We start from the raw sequence: 14,635 nt of genomic DNA, 5'->3' as shown, positions 1-14,635 counted from the left end.
TCGTCCGACCCTGTTGACGCCATCCGGCGCGCGCCCGATGCTGGCAAAGTGATTGCCGCGCAGGACTTTTTCTCACAGTCCGCCCTGACCGACCCGTATCCGCTCTACGATCGGCTGCGCGCCGACCCCGTGCAGCAGGTCGGTGACAGCGACTTCTTCGTGGTATCGACCTGGGACACCGTCGTCGAGGCGACTGCCCGCCCGGAGGACTTCTCGTCGAACCTCACCGCCACCATGGTGTACCGGCCGGACGGCACCGTCTCGCCGTTCCAGATGGAGGGTCTCGGCGGCGTGTCCCACGTGCTTGCCACCGCCGATGATCCTGTCCACGCGGCCCACCGCAAACCGGTGTTGCTCGAGCTCGCCGCCAAACGGCTGCCGTCACTGCAACCGGTGATCAGTGGTGCCTTCGACGAACTGTGGACCGCCGGCGACCTGGAGTGGATGTCATCGGTCGCCAACCGGTTACCCATGATGGTGGTCGCTCATCTGCTTGGACTACCCGATGCGGATGTCGATGACCTGGTGCGGCGGGCTTACGCCAGCACCCAACTCATGGACGGACTGGTCGAAGCCGACCAGCTGGAAGCAGCGGCACTGGCCGCGTTGGAGCTGGGCGCCTATCTGATCGATCGATTCGACACCGCGGCAACGCATCCCGGAGACAACCTGATGGGCAGGCTGGCCACGACCCCCGGCCTGGATCCGACCACCGCGGGCTTCATCCTGATCCAGCTCGTCGCCGCGGGCGCCGAGTCGACGGCCTCATTGCTGGGCAGTGCGGCGTGGCTGCTGGGCACCCGGCCCGATGTGCAGCGTCAGCTTCGCGACCGGCCCGAGACGCTGGACGCCTTCATCAACGAGGTATTGCGCTACGAATCACCGTTCCGCGGCCACTACCGACACATCGCGAAGGACTGCACCCTTGCCGGGACGGAACTGCGAGCCGGCCAGCGCCTACTACTGCTGTGGGGTGCGGCCAATCGTGACCCGCGACAGTTCGAGTCCCCCAACGAGTTCCGGATCGACCGCAGCGCCGCGCGGACCCACCTGGGATTCGGGAAGGGGCTGCACTTCTGTGTCGGCGCCGCACTGGCCCGCATGGAAGCACGCGTCGTCCTCGGCAGCCTCCTGGAACACACCACCTGGGTGCAGGCCCCGCGAGAGCCGGAATGGCTGCCCAGCGTGCTTGTTCGCCGACCCGCTCGGTTGGATCTGAAGATGTACTAAGCAACGGAGGCTCCGTTCGCTACTGTGACAGACGTTCCGCCCCCGGCTGATGGAGTTCCGATGACCGAAACCGTGTTGGTGACCGGAGCCTTCGGGCTGGTCGGTTCGGCAACCGTGCACCGCCTCGCCGCCGACGGACGGCGCGTGATCGCCACCGACCTGGACGTCCCGGCCAACCGGAAGGCGGCCGAGTCCCTGCCGGTCGGCGTCACGGTGCGCTGGGCCGATCTCACCGACCCCACCGCGGTCGGCGGGCTCGTCGACGAAGTGGCGCCGGCGTCGATCATCCATCTCGCGGCGATCATTCCGCCGTTCATCTACCAGCGCCGCGGGCTCGCGGAACGCGTCAACGTCGATGCCACCGCCAGCCTGGTGCGCGCTTCCGAAAAACTGTCCACGCCACCACGGTTCGTGCTTGCTTCCAGCATTGCCGTCTACGGCTCCCGGAACCCGCACACGGTCGAGGGCGTGCTCACCGCGGACACCCCGGTCAACCCCGCCGACATCTACGGCGACCACAAGGTCAAGGCCGAGAAGATCGTGCGGACCTCCGCGTTGGACTGGGTCATCCTGCGGCTGGGTGGAGTGCTGACCGCCAACCCCGGCTCGTACATGAAGATCGACAACTTCTACTTCGAGGGCATGCTGCCCACCGACGGCCGGCTGCAGACCGTCGACGTGCGCGACGTGGCGAGCGCCTTCGCGGCGGCCACCACCGCCGACGCACTGGGTGAGACGTTGCTGATCGGCGGTGACGACGCCACCCACCGCTTGTTGCAGGGCGACGTGGCCCCCGCGATGGCCGCCGCCCTGGGGCTGGTGGGCGGACTGCCCACCGGGCTCAAGGGCGACCCGAAGAACGACGACAGCTGGTTCAACACCGACTGGATGGACACCACCAGGGCCCAGGAAGTTCTTGGCTTCCAGCATTATTCGTGGCCCGACATGTTGATCGAGACCGCAGAGAACGCCGGCATCAAGCGACCCCTGCTGCGCGTCGTCGCGCCGCTGGCCAAGCAGATCCTCAAGCGGCGAACGGCATATCACGGCACGGGCCTGCGCTATGCGGACCCGTGGAAGGCGATCGCCGACAAATGGGGCGACCCACGACCGGAGGTTCACGCATGACGGAGGCAGGTTCGGTGGCGGGAAAACCGGCTTCCGGGGCGACGGGCAAAGTAGCCGTGGTGATCGGCGGGGCCTCCGGTATCGGCTGGGCCTCCGCGCAGGCGCTGGCCGCCGAGGGTTACCGCGTCGTCGTGGCCGACCGCAACGTCGACGGAGCGCAGGCCCGGGCCGCCGAACTCGGTGCCCCGCACTCGGGTGCCGCGGTCGATGTCGTCGACGAAGCTTCGGTGGCAAGGCTTTTCGATGGCGTCGGTGTCGTGGATGCGGTGGTGAGCTGTGCCGGCTTCTCCAACATCGGGCTCATCGTCGACCTCGCCGTCGAGGACTTCCGGGCGGTCATCGACGTCTGCCTCAACGGTGCGTTCATCGTCGCCAAATACGCCGGCCGGCATCTGAACGACGGCGGCGCACTGGTTTCCATCTCCTCCCTGAACGGCCGTCAGCCCGCCGCGGGTATGAGCGCCTACTGCTCCGCCAAGGCCGGACTGTCGATGCTCACCCAGGTCGCAGCACTGGAGTTGGCGCCGCGCGGAATCCGGGTCAACGCCGTCGCCCCCGGCTTCGTGCACACCCCGCTGACCGAGGGCGCGGCCCTGGTGCCCGGCGTCGTCGAGGAGTACGTGGAGAACACGCCGCTGGGCCGGGCAGGCACTCCCGAGGACATCGCCGAGGCCGTCGTGTTCCTCACGAAGGCGTCCTGGCTGACCGGTGAGGTGCTCGATCTGAACGGTGGATCGCACATGAAGCGGTACCCGGATCTGCTCGGGCACATCATGAAGCTCGCGCAACAGTGACCGAACCTGTCAAATAGAGCCGTGAAAACGGAGTTCACCCTCAGCCAGAAGCGGGCTCTGGCGATCGCGACCGTCATCGCGATCCTGTTCGGCGCCTACTTCCTGCGCGGCTTCTTCATCCTGATCGTCGTAGCGGCGGTGGTGGCCTACCTGTTCGACCCGCTCTACGAGCGGCTGCGCAAGCGGTTCAGCTCCGGGCTGTCGGCCACCCTGACCCTGTTCGCGGCCCTGGCCATCGTGATCATCCCGATCAGCGGTGCGGTGGCCATCGGTGTCGTCCAGATCACCAACATGGTGCGCAGCGTCGCCGACTGGGTGGGCCAGACCGATCTGAGCACCCTCGGGGACCGATCCCTGCGGGTGGTCAACGGGCTGCTCGACCGGGTGCCGTTCCTGAAGAGCACCGACATCACCCCCGATCAATTGCAGCACTGGGTGGTGACGTTCGCCCAGCGGGCCGGCGAATGGGGTCTGACGTTCCTGCAGGGCGCGGCCGGCGGGCTGTTCGGCGGGCTGACCGCCGCCATCATCTTCCTGTACGTGTTCATCTCGATGTTGGTCAACGGCGATGACCTGCGGATGCTGATCCGCCGGCTCAACCCGCTGGGCGAGGAGGCCACCGACCTGTACCTGGCCAAGATGGCGGCCATGGTCCGCGGCACCGTGCGCGGGCAGTTCGTCATCGCACTGGCCCAGGGCATCGCCGGCGCCATCTCGATCTACATCGCCGGTTTCCACGACGGGTTCTTCATCTTCGCGATCCTGTTGTCGGCGCTGTCGGTGATCCCTCTCGGCGGCGGCATCGTCACCATCCCGTTCGGCATCGGGCTGGCGCTGTTCGGCAATGTCATCGGCGGCATCTTCGTCATCGTCTTCCACCTCATCGTGGTCACCAACATCGACAATGTGCTGCGCCCGATCCTGGTGCCCAAGGAGGCCAAGCTCGACTCCGCGCTGATGCTGCTGTCGGTGTTCGCCGGGATCAGCATGTTCGGCTTCCTCGGCATCGTGATCGGCCCGGTGGTGATGATCGTCATCGTCACCACGATCAGCGTCTACCTGTGGGTCTACAAGGGTGTCCCGATGGACATGGGTACCGAGGCCCTGGAAGACGAACCCGATGAACCCAGCAAGCTGAGACAACTCATCGCCCGGGCCCGCGCCCGTCGCCACACCCCGCAACCGGTACCAGCTGCGACCGAGCCTGCGGCCGACAAGACCGACTAGGCGGGCAGCGGGGTCTGCGTCTGCACGGCCTTGGCCAGCGTGCGGAAATCGCCGGCTGATCCGGCTCCGGTGATCGCGAGCTGCGCCGAGTCCGGCAGCCGCGTGGTCCAGATGGGCTCGCCCTCACCTGGTTCGTAGACGACCCAGTTCACCCCGTCGACGTCCTGCACCCCGGTGGGCACCGCCTCGGGATCCAGGTACCCGACCAGCCGGGCCTCATCGGCGTTGCTCTGCGTGAGGCTCAGATACATCTTGCTCGGCGCGATGTAGCCGACCCGCGATGTCACCGCGCGGACCGGCTGACCCGTCGCCGGGTCGGTGCGGCCACCGTCGATACCCCCGCGGGACCCGGAATTGGGCTGCCAGCCCTCGGGCAGTTCCGGCAGCCTGACCGGGAACTTCAGCACCTCGGCATCGGCCGCCAGCGCCGCCGGGGCGTCGAACTGCGGGATGTCGCCCTGGCCGGGGCCGCTGGGCGCGAACGAGCACATGCCCAGCACGCCGGCCAGCACGATGCAGATCAGCACCAACGGCGCCATCGACCAGAACATGTCGCGGCCGTCCTGCAGGAGACGGTCCTTGGCGGGCCGGGGAACCGGCACCATCACCGGTGCGTCGGGCTTCGGTTCCGGGGTGCTCATGACAGCCAGTATCCCAGTTCCCGAACTTCGACCCGCTAATGGGACAATCTGGCCCATGACGCCTTCGCGCCGGGAAGCCCCAGACCGCAACCTCGCCCTCGAACTCGTGCGAGTCACCGAAGCCGGAGCCATGGCCGCGGGCCGTTGGGTCGGTCGCGGTGACAAGGAGGGCGGCGACGGCGCCGCCGTCGATGCCATGCGCGAGCTGGTGAACTCCGTCTCGATGCGCGGCGTCGTGGTCATCGGGGAGGGCGAGAAGGACAACGCCCCGATGCTCTACAACGGCGAAGAGGTCGGCAACGGCGACGGACCCGACTGCGATTTCGCCGTCGACCCCGTCGATGGCACCACCCTGATGAGCAAGGGCATGCCGAACGCCATCTCGGTGCTCGCGGTCGCCGAGCGCGGCGCCATGTTCGATCCGTCGGCGGTCTACTACATGCACAAGATCGCCGTCGGCCCGGACGCCGCCGACGTCCTCGACATCACCGCGCCGATCGCCGAGAACATCAAGCGGGTCGCCAAGGTCAAGAAGTCCAGCGTCGCCGACCTGACCGTCTGCATCCTGGACCGGCCGCGCCACGCCCAGCTGATCGCCGACGTCCGCGAGGCCGGCGCCCGCATCCGGCTGATCTCCGACGGCGACGTCGCCGGTGCCATCGCCGCGTGCCGCCCCGGTTCCGGCACCGACCTGCTCGCCGGTATCGGTGGCACCCCGGAGGGCATCATCGCCGCCGCCGCCATCCGCTGTATGGGCGGCGCCATCCAGGCCGTGCTGGCCCCCACCGACGATGACGAGAAGCAGAAGGCCATCGACCGCGGCTACGACCTGGACCGGGTGCTGCTCACCGAGGATCTGGTCTCCGGCGAGAACGTCTTCTTCTCCGCCACCGGTGTCACCGACGGCGACCTGCTCAAGGGCGTCCAGTACTCCGGCGGCGGCGCCACCACCCAGTCGATCGTGATGCGGTCCAAGTCCGGCACCGTCCGGATGATCGAGGCCTACCACCGGCTGTCCAAGCTCAACGAGTACTCCTCGGTGGACTTCACCGGGGACCTGTCCGCAGCACATCCTCTCCCCTGACCGCATAAGCGACCCACGAAAAGGACCCAGATGACCGACAGCGACGTCGAGTACCGGATCGAGCACGACACCATGGGTGAGGTCCGGGTTCCGGTCAACGCCCTGTGGCGCGCCCAGACCCAGCGGGCAGTGGAGAACTTCCCGATCTCGTTCCGCCCGCTCGAGCGCACCCAGATCCGCGCGATGGGCCTGTTGAAGGGCGCCTGCGCCCAGGTGAACAAGGACCTCGGACTGCTGGCCGCCGACAAGGCCGACGCCATCATCGCCGCCGCCGCCGAGATCGCCGACGGCCTGCACGACGACCAGTTCCCCATCGACGTCTTCCAGACCGGTTCGGGCACCAGCTCGAACATGAACGCCAATGAGGTCATCGCGTCCATAGCGGCGGCCAACGGCGTCACGATCCACCCCAACGACGATGTCAACATGTCGCAGAGCTCGAACGACACCTTCCCCACCGCCACCCACATCGCGGCGACCGAAGCCGCTGTGCGCCACCTGATCCCGGCGCTGGAGGTCCTGCACGAGTCGTTGACCGTCAAGGCGCGGCAGTGGCGCACCACCGTCAAGTCCGGCCGCACCCACCTGATGGACGCCGTGCCGGTGACGCTGGGCCAGGAGTTCGGCGGCTACGCCCGCCAGATCGAGGCCGGTATCGAGCGGGTGAAGGCGACGCTGCCGCGACTGGGTGAGCTGGCCATCGGCGGCACCGCCGTCGGCACCGGCCTCAACGCCCCCGACGGCTTCGGCGCCAAGGTGGTCGACGTGCTGGTGGATCAGACCGGCCTGGCCGAATTGCGCACCGCCACCGACTCTTTCGAAGCCCAGGCCGCCCGCGACGGGCTGGTCGAGGCATCCGGTGCGTTGAAGACCATCGCGGTGTCGCTGACCAAGATCGCCAATGACGTGCGCTGGATGGGCTCGGGTCCGTTGACGGGTCTGGGCGAGCTGCAGCTTCCGGATCTGCAGCCGGGCAGCTCGATCATGCCGGGCAAGGTCAATCCGGTGCTGCCCGAAGCGGTCACCCAGGTGGCCGCGCAGGTCATCGGCAACGACGCCGCGGTCACCGTGGGCGGGCTGTCCGGTGCATTCGAGCTCAACGTCTACATCCCGATGATGGCGCGCAACGTGCTGGAGTCGTTCACTCTGCTGGCCAACGTCTCGAAGCTGTTCGCGAGCAAGTGTATTGACGGTCTGGTCGCCAACGAGGCGCACCTGCGTGAGCTGGCCGAGTCGTCGCCGTCCATCGTGACGCCGCTGAACTCGGCGATCGGCTACGAGGAGGCCGCCAAGGTCGCCAAGGAAGCCCTCAAGGAGCGCAAGACCATCCGCCAGACGGTGATCGACCGCGGCCTGATCGGCGACAAGCTGTCCGAGGCCGAGCTGGACAAGCGACTCGACGTGCTGGCGATGGCGAAGGTCAAGCCGGGCGAATAGATAGCTACCCGCGAGCAGACGCGAATGGCCCCCAAAACAGCTGTTTTGGGGGCCATTCGCGTCTGCTCGGCAAGAAAGGTTGCCCGTGAACGATGACGAACTGAGGGTCCGGGTCGGTGTCAGTGACCTGATGACCACGTACCAGTATCTGGCCGATACCGGCAAGGTCGAGCAGTTGGCCGAGCTGTTCGCCCCGGACGGCATCCTGCAGATCGGCGCAGAGCAGTACACCGGTCCCGACGCGATCCTGCGGATGTTCCGTGACACCGCACAGCGTTTCGCCGACGCCGACTTTCTGCCCGCCCGCCACCACCTCAGCTCGATCTACGTCGAGCCACGCCCGGATGGCAGCGCGAAGACCTACGCGTGCTTCCAGTTCATCGGCACCCGCGGACTGGACCACTGGGGTACCTACCGGGACGTGGTGGTGCCGGGGCCCGACGGCTGGCGGTTCGGGCACCGCCGGGTGATCACCGAGGGCTACGCACCCGGATCGACGCTCGGCTAACGGGTCGGTTCCGGCTCCTCGAGGTCTGGGTGCTGGTTTTCGGCAGGCTCGGGCGGATTCCACGCCGCGGTGTTCACCGCGGTGCCACCCATACCGGCCGCCGCCGAGGCGATGTCCAGTGCGGTGGAATGCGGCGCCGGCGGGTCCGGGGCCTCGGGTTGCGGTTCGTCGAGCCGGTAGTGCCGGGACAGCCGGTCGGCGTCGTCGACCGTGATGCCCTCACCGACCTGCACCGTCGGCGCATCCTTGACAGCCGCCTTGCTGACGGTGAGAGTGACCGCACGGCCCTCCTGGCGCGAGCCGGTCAGCGGAATGAGCGCCTGAGACGTCCGGAACAGGCCGGTGTGCACCTCGGCCCACCTGGGTTCCCGGCTGCGCCCGTCGACGAACAGTTTGTGAATCTTGCCGATCTTGTTGCCCGAAACGTCGTACGCGGTGGCGCCGACGTATTGATCCACCAGACTCGTCATGGACGAGGGGGTAGCCGCCAGGCGGCGGCGACAAACATCACGCGCCGTTGTTGGGCCCGCCGGAGTTGGCGTCCGGGATGTCGGTGATCGGGAAGTTCGGCATCGGCGGAGGCGACGGCGTGGCGGGCAGCGCCGGGATCAGATCTGCCGGGACGTCGTGCAGATCGTTTGCGGGCGGGCCGTTTTCGCGGCTGCCGTAGAGGCTGCCCGGGGCACGCGGGCCGAGCAGCTGGCTGACGGTGACCAGGTGGTAGCCGTTGGCCTTCAGTACCGGGATGAACTGGTAGGCCAGATCGACCGTCGACGAGTAGGTGTCGTGCAGCAGCACCACCGAACCCGGCTTGATCTGGCTCATCAGGATCTGCCGGCTGGCATTGAGGTTGGCGTCGTTGGCCCAGTCGAACGGGATGACGTCCCAGTTGATGTCTGCCAGGCCCTGCTTACCGGCCTCGGCGAGCACCTGGTCGTTGGTCAGTCCGCCCGCGGTGCGCACCAGAGCCGGACGCTGCCCCGTCGCGGCAAGGATCGCCTCGTTGGCCTTGCTGAACTGGGCCGGGACGTCCTCGGCGGGGATGGCCGTCATGTTGGGGTGTTCCCAGGTGTGGCTGCCGATCTCCATCCCGGCCTCGGCGATGCGGCGCGCACCGGCCGGGTCGGCGGCCACCTTGTTACCGATCAGGAAGAACGTGGCCTTGGCGTCGTTGTCGGCCAGGACCTTCAGCAGCCGGTCCGTGTAGGGGCTGGGTCCGTCGTCGAAGGTCAGCGCCACGCATTTCTGCACGGCGCAGTCGACGGTGTCGGCGTCCGCGCGGCGGATGTGCCCGCTCAGCGTGCCGGCAACGACGATCAGCACCGCGGCGACGACCCCCGCCACCGTCCACAACCAGGCCCGTTTCACGCTGGCAGCCTACCGGCCCGCCGATTTCGGCGTGATCGGCTGCGCTCACCGCAACCGATCACGCCGAAGTCCCGCCTCAGGGCAGGGCGTCCGGGGTGATCTCCTCCAGCATTTCGGTGACCAGCGCCGCGATCGGGGACCGCTCGCTGCGCATCAGCGTGATGTGGGCGAACAACGGGTGTCCCTTCAGCTTCTCGATGACGGCGGCGACACCGTCGTGGCGGCCGACGCGCAGGTTGTCCCGCTGGGCGACATCGTGGGTGAGCACCACCCGCGAACCCGACCCCAGCCGGGACAGCACCGTCAGCAGCACGTTGCGTTCCAACGACTGCGCCTCGTCGACGATCACGAACGAATCATGCAGCGAACGACCGCGAATGTGGGTGAGCGGCAACACTTCCAGCATTCCGCGGGAGAGCACCTCCTCCAGCACCGCCGGGCTGGCCAGTCCCTCCAGCGTGTCGAAGACAGCCTGCGCCCACGGGCCCATCTTCTCGCTCTCGCTGCCGGGCAGGTAGCCCAGATCCTGGCCGCCGACCGCGTACAGCGGCCGGAAGACGACCACCTTGCGCTGGGTGCGGCGTTCCAGCACCGCCTCCAGACCTGCGCACAGCGCCAGCGCCGACTTTCCGGTGCCGGCCTTGCCGCCGAGCGACACGATGCCGACGGATTCGTCGAGCAGCAGATCGAGGGCGACGCGTTGTTCGGCTGACCTTCCCCGGAGGCCGAACACCTCGCGATCACCACGGACCAGCTGCACCCGCTTGTCGGCGTTCACCCTGCCCAGCGCCGAGGAGTTGCCGCCGAGCAGCCGAACCCCGGTGTGGCAGGGCAGATCTCGGGCCGCCGCCAGGTCGAGGTCGCCCTCGGCGAACAGGGCGTCGATCTCCTCGGGGGCCGCGTCGAGCTCGGTCATGCCCGTCCAGCCGGAGGTGACGACATCCTGGGCGTGGTACTCGTCGGCATCCAGACCGACCGCTCCCGCCTTCACGCGCAGCGGGATGTCCTTGCTCACCAGCGTGACGTGCTTGCCCTCGGCGGCCAGGTTGGCCGCACAGGTCAGGATGCGCGCATCGTTGGTGTCGGTGCGGAAGCCGACCGGCAGCACCGTGGGGTCGCTGTGGTTCAGCTCGATGTGCAGCACACCGCCGTGTTTACCGACGGGAATGGGCTGATCGAGCCGCCCGTGTTCCAATCGCAGATCGTCGAAAAGACGTAGAGCCTGGCGGGCGAACCAGCCAAGTTCGTGATGGTGCCGTTTGGCCTCCAACTCGCTGATAACCACGAGAGGGACGACCACCTCATGCTCGGCGAACCGTGTGCATGCCCAGGGATCGGACAGCAGCACGGAGGTGTCGAGCACGTAGGTCCGGATCGGCGAATCGGTCACGAGGCGCTCCTAGACCTCCGCGGCCCCGCGGAAGCATTTCGGCGGGCACCGCGGTACCGAGGACCGGGGCCGGTCCCGTTCTCGCTGGAAGATCGGTACCGCCCGGACAGCAAAGCAATTCGCTAGCCATCGGAATCGACGCTACTCCCGGTCCACCGGGTGCGCTCGGCAGGCGCGCCGGGCCTACCGGCACAACAGGTTACGCGCCGGTGAACTCTCGTAACTCTGGTTCCTCGGCGACGCCCCACGCGGCGATCCGGTCGGCGATAACAGCACGTCGGGCGGCCTCGTCGAAGATGCCGGCCTCGGCGACGGTGGCGCGCTTGTCGGCGTAGGCCTCGATGTCCCCGCCGAGCACGTCGAGCTCGGCGGCGCGGCGGGCGATGGCGCTCACGGTCTCGGCGCGGGTGTCGGTGGCCAGGCAGTGCGCGACCAGGTTTCCGAAGAACTCCTCGTGGCGTTCCTCGTCGGCGGCGATCCGGCCGATCAGGCCGGACAGCGTCGGCTCTTCGACCTGCGCCTGCAGGTTGCGGGTGAACACCGCGTGCTCGCGCTCGAAGAAGGTCATGAAGACCAGGGTCTCGATCTGGCTGAACCGGTCGGCCCGGTAGCCCTTCATGACGTGCTCGACGCGGACGTCCTCGTTGGCCGAGGGGTCGATCTCGCGGGTGACCACCAGGTAGTTGCGCAGCGCGATGGCGTGCAGATGCTCCTCAGCGGTCCAGCGGCCGATCCAGCGGCCCCACTTTTCCTCGAGGATGAAGTGCTCGACGATCTCGCGATGGTGCGCGGCGAGGTTGTCCTTGGTGATGAGCAGGATCTCGCAGGCGTCGGTGACCGGCTTGGGCAGTGTCACCTGTGACGGATCCCAGTCCTTGCCGCCCAGGAAGGCGAAGTTCTCCCCCTGGTCGAACGGCACGTAGTCGTGGCCGTACCAGGGCTCCTCGGAGGCGAGGTGCCGTGACAGGTTCTCCGCCACGACCGGCTCGAGCTCAAGGATCAGCGCGTTGGCAACGGGTTTCTCAGCCATAAAAGTAACTGTAACCCGCATTCACACGTTTCTTAAAATCCGCCACCCGGCGTGTTAGAGAGTGAGTCCCGGGTACAGCGGGTTGGCCGCCAGGATCTCCGCCGACGCGGACTTCACCCAGTCCGCGGTGGAGTCCACGAGCGTGTACTTGGCCTTGGAAGTCCCCTGAGGCTCGGTGTTCTTGAGCACCTCGACGACGAGTTCGGCCACCCGGTCGAACTCGGCGGCGCCGAAGCCGCGGGTGGTCAGCGCCGGGGTGCCGAACCGGATGCCGCTGGTGTACCAGGCACCGTTCGGGTCGGCCGGGATGGAGTTGCGGTTGGTGACGACGCCGGCGTCCAGGAGCGCCGACTCGGCTTGCCGGCCGGTCAGCCCGAACGAGGTGACGTCCAGCAGCACCAGGTGGTTGTCGGTGCCGCCGGTGACCAGTCGTGCGCCCCGCTTGAGGAAGCCGTCGGCCAGCGCCTTGGCATTGTCGGCCACAGCCTGCGCGTACTCGCGGAACGCCGGCTGGCGGGCCTCCGCCAGCGCCACGGCCTTGGCCGCCATCACATGCGAGAGCGGTCCGCCGAGCACCATCGGGCAGCCCTTGTCGACGGCGGGCGCGTACTCCTCGGTGGCCAGCACCAGGCCGCCACGCGGTCCGCGCAGCGACTTGTGCGTGGTGGTGGTGGTGACGTGCGCGTGCGGCACCGGATCCTCGTCACCGGTGAACACCTTGCCGGCCACCAGGCCGGCGAAGTGGGCCATGTCGACCAGCAGGGTGGCGCCGACCTCGTCGGCGATCTCGCGCATCGTGGCGAAGTTGACCCGGCGCGGGTAGGCCGAATAACCGGCCACCAGGATCAGCGGCTTGAACTCGCGGGCCGCGGCGGCGACGGCGGCGTAGTCGATCAGGCCGGTCTCCGGGTCGGTGCCGTAGCTGCGCTGATGGAACATCTTGCCGGACACGTTGGGTCGGAAGCCGTGGGTGAGGTGGCCGCCGGTTTCCAGGGACATGCCGAGCAGTCGCTGGTTGCCCAGCTTGGCGCGCAGCTTCTCCCAGTCCTGTTCGGACAGATCGTTGACGTGCTTGGCGCCGAGTTCCGCGAGCCCCGGGGCTTCGATGCGGGTGGCCAGAATGGCCCAGTAGGCGACCAGGTTGGCGTCGATCCCGGAGTGCGGCTGCGCGTAGGCGTACGGGGCGCCGAACAGTTCGCGGGCGTGCTCGGCGGCGAGCGCCTCGACGGTGTCGACGTTCTGGCAGGCCGCGTAGAAACGGTGCCCGACGGTGCCCTCGGCGTACTTGTCGGAGAACCAGGTGCCCATGGTCAACAGCACGGCCGGCGACGCATAGTTCTCACTGGCGATCAGCTTGAGCGAATCACGCTGATCGGCAAGCTCTTTGCGGGTCGCGGCGGCGATACGGGGCTCCACCGACTCGATCACCTGCAGCGCGGCCCGGTAGGCCTCGCTGGCGGTGGCGGCGTACTCAACACCCGGAGCGGTCAACGACGAGTCGGCAGTCATGCCTCCAGCCTAAACGCCGTGGTGGCCGTCGCCGAAACCTACCGACCCGGTCAGGCCGCCCGCAGGCTGGACGGGATCAGTGGCTCGTCGAGCAGCCTGCCGAACCGTTCGGTCAGCGACACCCCGGCGGGCCGGTTGTCGATCCACGCCCGCAGCAGCCGGTACCCCTCGACATAGGTGCTGGTGTAGGCGCGCCACAGCGGCGAGGACAGGAAGCGCAGCATCTGCCGGGCCCGGTCGTCGCTGACCAGCAGCCATCGGCTCAGGTAGGCCGCGACGTCGTCGATGTCGCGGTGCTCGTCGTGCAGCATCAGTGCCGCGTCCTGGCGCACGTCGGCCAGCGCCGCGGCGGCCTCGGAGATGGCGGCCGAGCGGTCCCCGTCGAACCGCAGGCCCAGGTCGGCATAGATCTCGGCGGCCCAGCCACCCCATGATGGGCCCTGGACGGCATAGAGCGCCAGATCGGCCAGTCCCTCGGCCATCAGGCACTGCGGGGTGTTGACCAGGAAGATGGTCTGCTCGTCCTGCTGCAGACCGGCCACCAGCCCGGCCTCCTTGCGGCAGTGTTCGGTGTGGTGACCGGGGTAGGACTCGTGGGCGACCAGTCGCGGCAGGTTCGACATCTGCTGTTTGAGGTCGGCGTTGACCGCGACGGTGGACTTGTAGTCGCCGAGGTAGTAGTTGAAGCCCGACCACGGCTTGTCGGTGACGACCTCGTAGGTGATCGTCTCGCTCTCGGGCAGCGGGTAGGTGGCGCGCACGGTGTCTCGCAGCGCCGAGGAGAACGCGTGGATGCACTCCTCGAGGCGGTCCGGCGGGATCTCCTCGCCGGCGCGGTACGCCTGTAACCGCCCCGCCAGCGGACCGCTGCCGCCGAGCGCCTCGTCGAGTTTGGTGTGGGCGTCTCGGTAGCGATCCGGGTCGCCCTTGGCGATGTCGACGTCGAAGTACTCGCGGACCTCCTCGACGAACCCGACGTCCTCGCCGGCGAACTTGCGTCCGGCGCAGGCCAGTGCCTTCAGGTGCGCGGCCAGGTAGCCGGCGCGCTGCTCGTCGAGGCCCTCGGTGCGCGGCACCTCGGCCCACAGCCGCTGGGCCTGACGGGCCAGGTCAGCCGGATCCGGGGTGGGTTCGTCGGCGACCTGGCGGCGCAGCGCCGGGTCACCGGTGAAGGAGTCGACATAGCCCTCCTCGATCCGGTCGAACCGCAAGCCCAGCAGCAGGTAATCACGAATCAGCGTGCCCGAATCCATACCGGCGTTCATAGCAGTCAACGTTAGATGCAAGAC

Annotated in this window: 14 protein-coding genes; 7 read left to right on the top strand and 7 right to left on the bottom strand. The window is 67.9% G+C overall.

Annotation, left to right across the window (positions count from 1 at the left end; translation table 11 throughout):
* Positions 1 to 48: 48 nt before the first annotated feature.
* From ASE48_RS03680 to ASE48_RS03665, 4 genes are read left to right on the top strand one after another with little or no spacing between them, the layout of a single operon-like run.
* Positions 49 to 1,230, top strand: coding sequence for a cytochrome P450 (locus ASE48_RS03680; protein ID WP_057165683.1), 1,182 nt, complete (start codon positions 49 to 51; stop codon positions 1,228 to 1,230).
* A 60-nt stretch (positions 1,231 to 1,290) separates the two neighbouring features.
* Complete coding sequence (locus tag ASE48_RS03675) at positions 1,291 to 2,358, top strand: NAD-dependent epimerase/dehydratase family protein (RefSeq protein WP_057165682.1); 1,068 nt, start codon at positions 1,291 to 1,293, stop codon at positions 2,356 to 2,358.
* Complete coding sequence (locus tag ASE48_RS03670) at positions 2,355 to 3,152, top strand: SDR family NAD(P)-dependent oxidoreductase (RefSeq protein WP_057165681.1); 798 nt, start codon at positions 2,355 to 2,357, stop codon at positions 3,150 to 3,152. The genes ASE48_RS03675 and ASE48_RS03670 overlap by 4 nt, the downstream gene beginning before the upstream one ends.
* A gap of 21 nt (positions 3,153 to 3,173) precedes the next feature.
* On the top strand, positions 3,174 to 4,379 hold the full coding sequence (locus ASE48_RS03665; protein ID WP_057165680.1) for an AI-2E family transporter: 1,206 nt from the start codon (positions 3,174 to 3,176) through the stop codon (positions 4,377 to 4,379).
* On the opposite strand, the gene ASE48_RS03660 is transcribed toward ASE48_RS03665, so the two are convergent.
* Positions 4,376 to 5,020, bottom strand: coding sequence for a DUF4245 domain-containing protein (locus ASE48_RS03660; RefSeq protein WP_057165679.1), 645 nt, complete (start codon positions 5,018 to 5,020; stop codon positions 4,376 to 4,378). The genes ASE48_RS03665 and ASE48_RS03660 overlap by 4 nt on opposite strands.
* A 55-nt stretch (positions 5,021 to 5,075) precedes the next feature.
* Here ASE48_RS03660 and glpX point away from each other — a divergent pair, with 55 nt between their 5' ends.
* The 3 genes from glpX to ASE48_RS03645 all read left to right on the top strand — a co-directional run bounded on the left by glpX (position 5,076) and on the right by ASE48_RS03645 (position 8,049).
* On the top strand, positions 5,076 to 6,104 hold the full coding sequence (glpX, locus tag ASE48_RS03655) for a class II fructose-bisphosphatase (RefSeq protein ID WP_057165678.1): 1,029 nt from the start codon (positions 5,076 to 5,078) through the stop codon (positions 6,102 to 6,104).
* A gap of 30 nt (positions 6,105 to 6,134) precedes the next feature.
* Positions 6,135 to 7,541, top strand: coding sequence for a class II fumarate hydratase (locus tag ASE48_RS03650; RefSeq protein WP_057165677.1), 1,407 nt, complete (start codon positions 6,135 to 6,137; stop codon positions 7,539 to 7,541).
* Positions 7,542 to 7,626: 85 nt separating this feature from the next.
* Entirely contained in the window at positions 7,627 to 8,049 is a 423-nt protein-coding gene (locus ASE48_RS03645) for a nuclear transport factor 2 family protein (protein WP_057165676.1), read from the top strand.
* Here the strand turns inward: ASE48_RS03645 and ASE48_RS03640 are convergent.
* The 6 genes from ASE48_RS03640 to ASE48_RS03615 all read right to left on the bottom strand — a co-directional run bounded on the left by ASE48_RS03640 (position 8,046) and on the right by ASE48_RS03615 (position 14,611).
* On the bottom strand, positions 8,046 to 8,519 hold the full coding sequence (locus ASE48_RS03640; RefSeq protein WP_057165675.1) for a PRC-barrel domain-containing protein: 474 nt from the start codon (positions 8,517 to 8,519) through the stop codon (positions 8,046 to 8,048). The two genes, ASE48_RS03645 and ASE48_RS03640, sit on opposite strands and share 4 nt — an antisense overlap.
* Positions 8,520 to 8,556: 37 nt before the next feature.
* The gene (locus ASE48_RS03635) at positions 8,557 to 9,417 is read right to left on the bottom strand and encodes a polysaccharide deacetylase family protein (protein ID WP_057165674.1); all 861 of its coding nucleotides are present in this window, start codon (positions 9,415 to 9,417) and stop codon (positions 8,557 to 8,559) included.
* Positions 9,418 to 9,493: 76 nt separating this feature from the next.
* On the bottom strand, positions 9,494 to 10,807 hold the full coding sequence (locus ASE48_RS03630; protein WP_057165673.1) for a PhoH family protein: 1,314 nt from the start codon (positions 10,805 to 10,807) through the stop codon (positions 9,494 to 9,496).
* Positions 10,808 to 11,006: 199 nt separating this feature from the next.
* Positions 11,007 to 11,837: an acyl-ACP desaturase gene (locus tag ASE48_RS03625; RefSeq protein WP_057165672.1), complete on the bottom strand. Its 831-nt coding sequence runs from the start codon at positions 11,835 to 11,837 to the stop codon at positions 11,007 to 11,009.
* 54 nt (positions 11,838 to 11,891) lie between these two features.
* Complete coding sequence (locus ASE48_RS03620) at positions 11,892 to 13,346, bottom strand: glycine hydroxymethyltransferase (protein WP_057165671.1); 1,455 nt, start codon at positions 13,344 to 13,346, stop codon at positions 11,892 to 11,894.
* Positions 13,347 to 13,396: 50 nt separating this feature from the next.
* A complete protein-coding gene (locus ASE48_RS03615; RefSeq protein WP_235570760.1) occupies positions 13,397 to 14,611 on the bottom strand; it encodes a DUF885 domain-containing protein in 1,215 nt (404 codons plus the stop codon).
* Between the last annotated feature and the right edge of the window lie 24 nt (positions 14,612 to 14,635).

The sequence above is a fragment of the Mycobacterium sp. Root265 genome (assembly GCF_001428895.1).
Classification (GTDB): Bacteria; Actinomycetota; Actinomycetes; order Mycobacteriales; family Mycobacteriaceae; genus Mycobacterium.
The sequence above is the reverse complement of the archived record's forward strand: the minus strand, read 5'-3'. Positions and strand labels throughout refer to the sequence as shown.

What these genes read in the sequence shown, in the direction of transcription:
- ASE48_RS03615 (WP_235570760.1), bottom strand. Translation starts at nt 14,611, where the DNA reads ATGAACGCCGGTATGGATTCGGGCACGCTGATTCGTGATTACCTGCTG.
- ASE48_RS03670 (WP_057165681.1), top strand. Translation starts at nt 2,355, where the DNA reads ATGACGGAGGCAGGTTCGGTGGCGGGAAAACCGGCTTCCGGGGCGACG.
- glpX (WP_057165678.1), top strand. Translation starts at nt 5,076, where the DNA reads ATGACGCCTTCGCGCCGGGAAGCCCCAGACCGCAACCTCGCCCTCGAA.
- ASE48_RS03660 (WP_057165679.1), bottom strand. Translation starts at nt 5,020, where the DNA reads ATGAGCACCCCGGAACCGAAGCCCGACGCACCGGTGATGGTGCCGGTT.
- ASE48_RS03675 (WP_057165682.1), top strand. Translation starts at nt 1,291, where the DNA reads ATGACCGAAACCGTGTTGGTGACCGGAGCCTTCGGGCTGGTCGGTTCG.
- ASE48_RS03650 (WP_057165677.1), top strand. Translation starts at nt 6,135, where the DNA reads ATGACCGACAGCGACGTCGAGTACCGGATCGAGCACGACACCATGGGT.
- ASE48_RS03620 (WP_057165671.1), bottom strand. Translation starts at nt 13,346, where the DNA reads ATGACTGCCGACTCGTCGTTGACCGCTCCGGGTGTTGAGTACGCCGCC.
- ASE48_RS03640 (WP_057165675.1), bottom strand. Translation starts at nt 8,519, where the DNA reads ATGACGAGTCTGGTGGATCAATACGTCGGCGCCACCGCGTACGACGTT.
- ASE48_RS03625 (WP_057165672.1), bottom strand. Translation starts at nt 11,837, where the DNA reads ATGGCTGAGAAACCCGTTGCCAACGCGCTGATCCTTGAGCTCGAGCCG.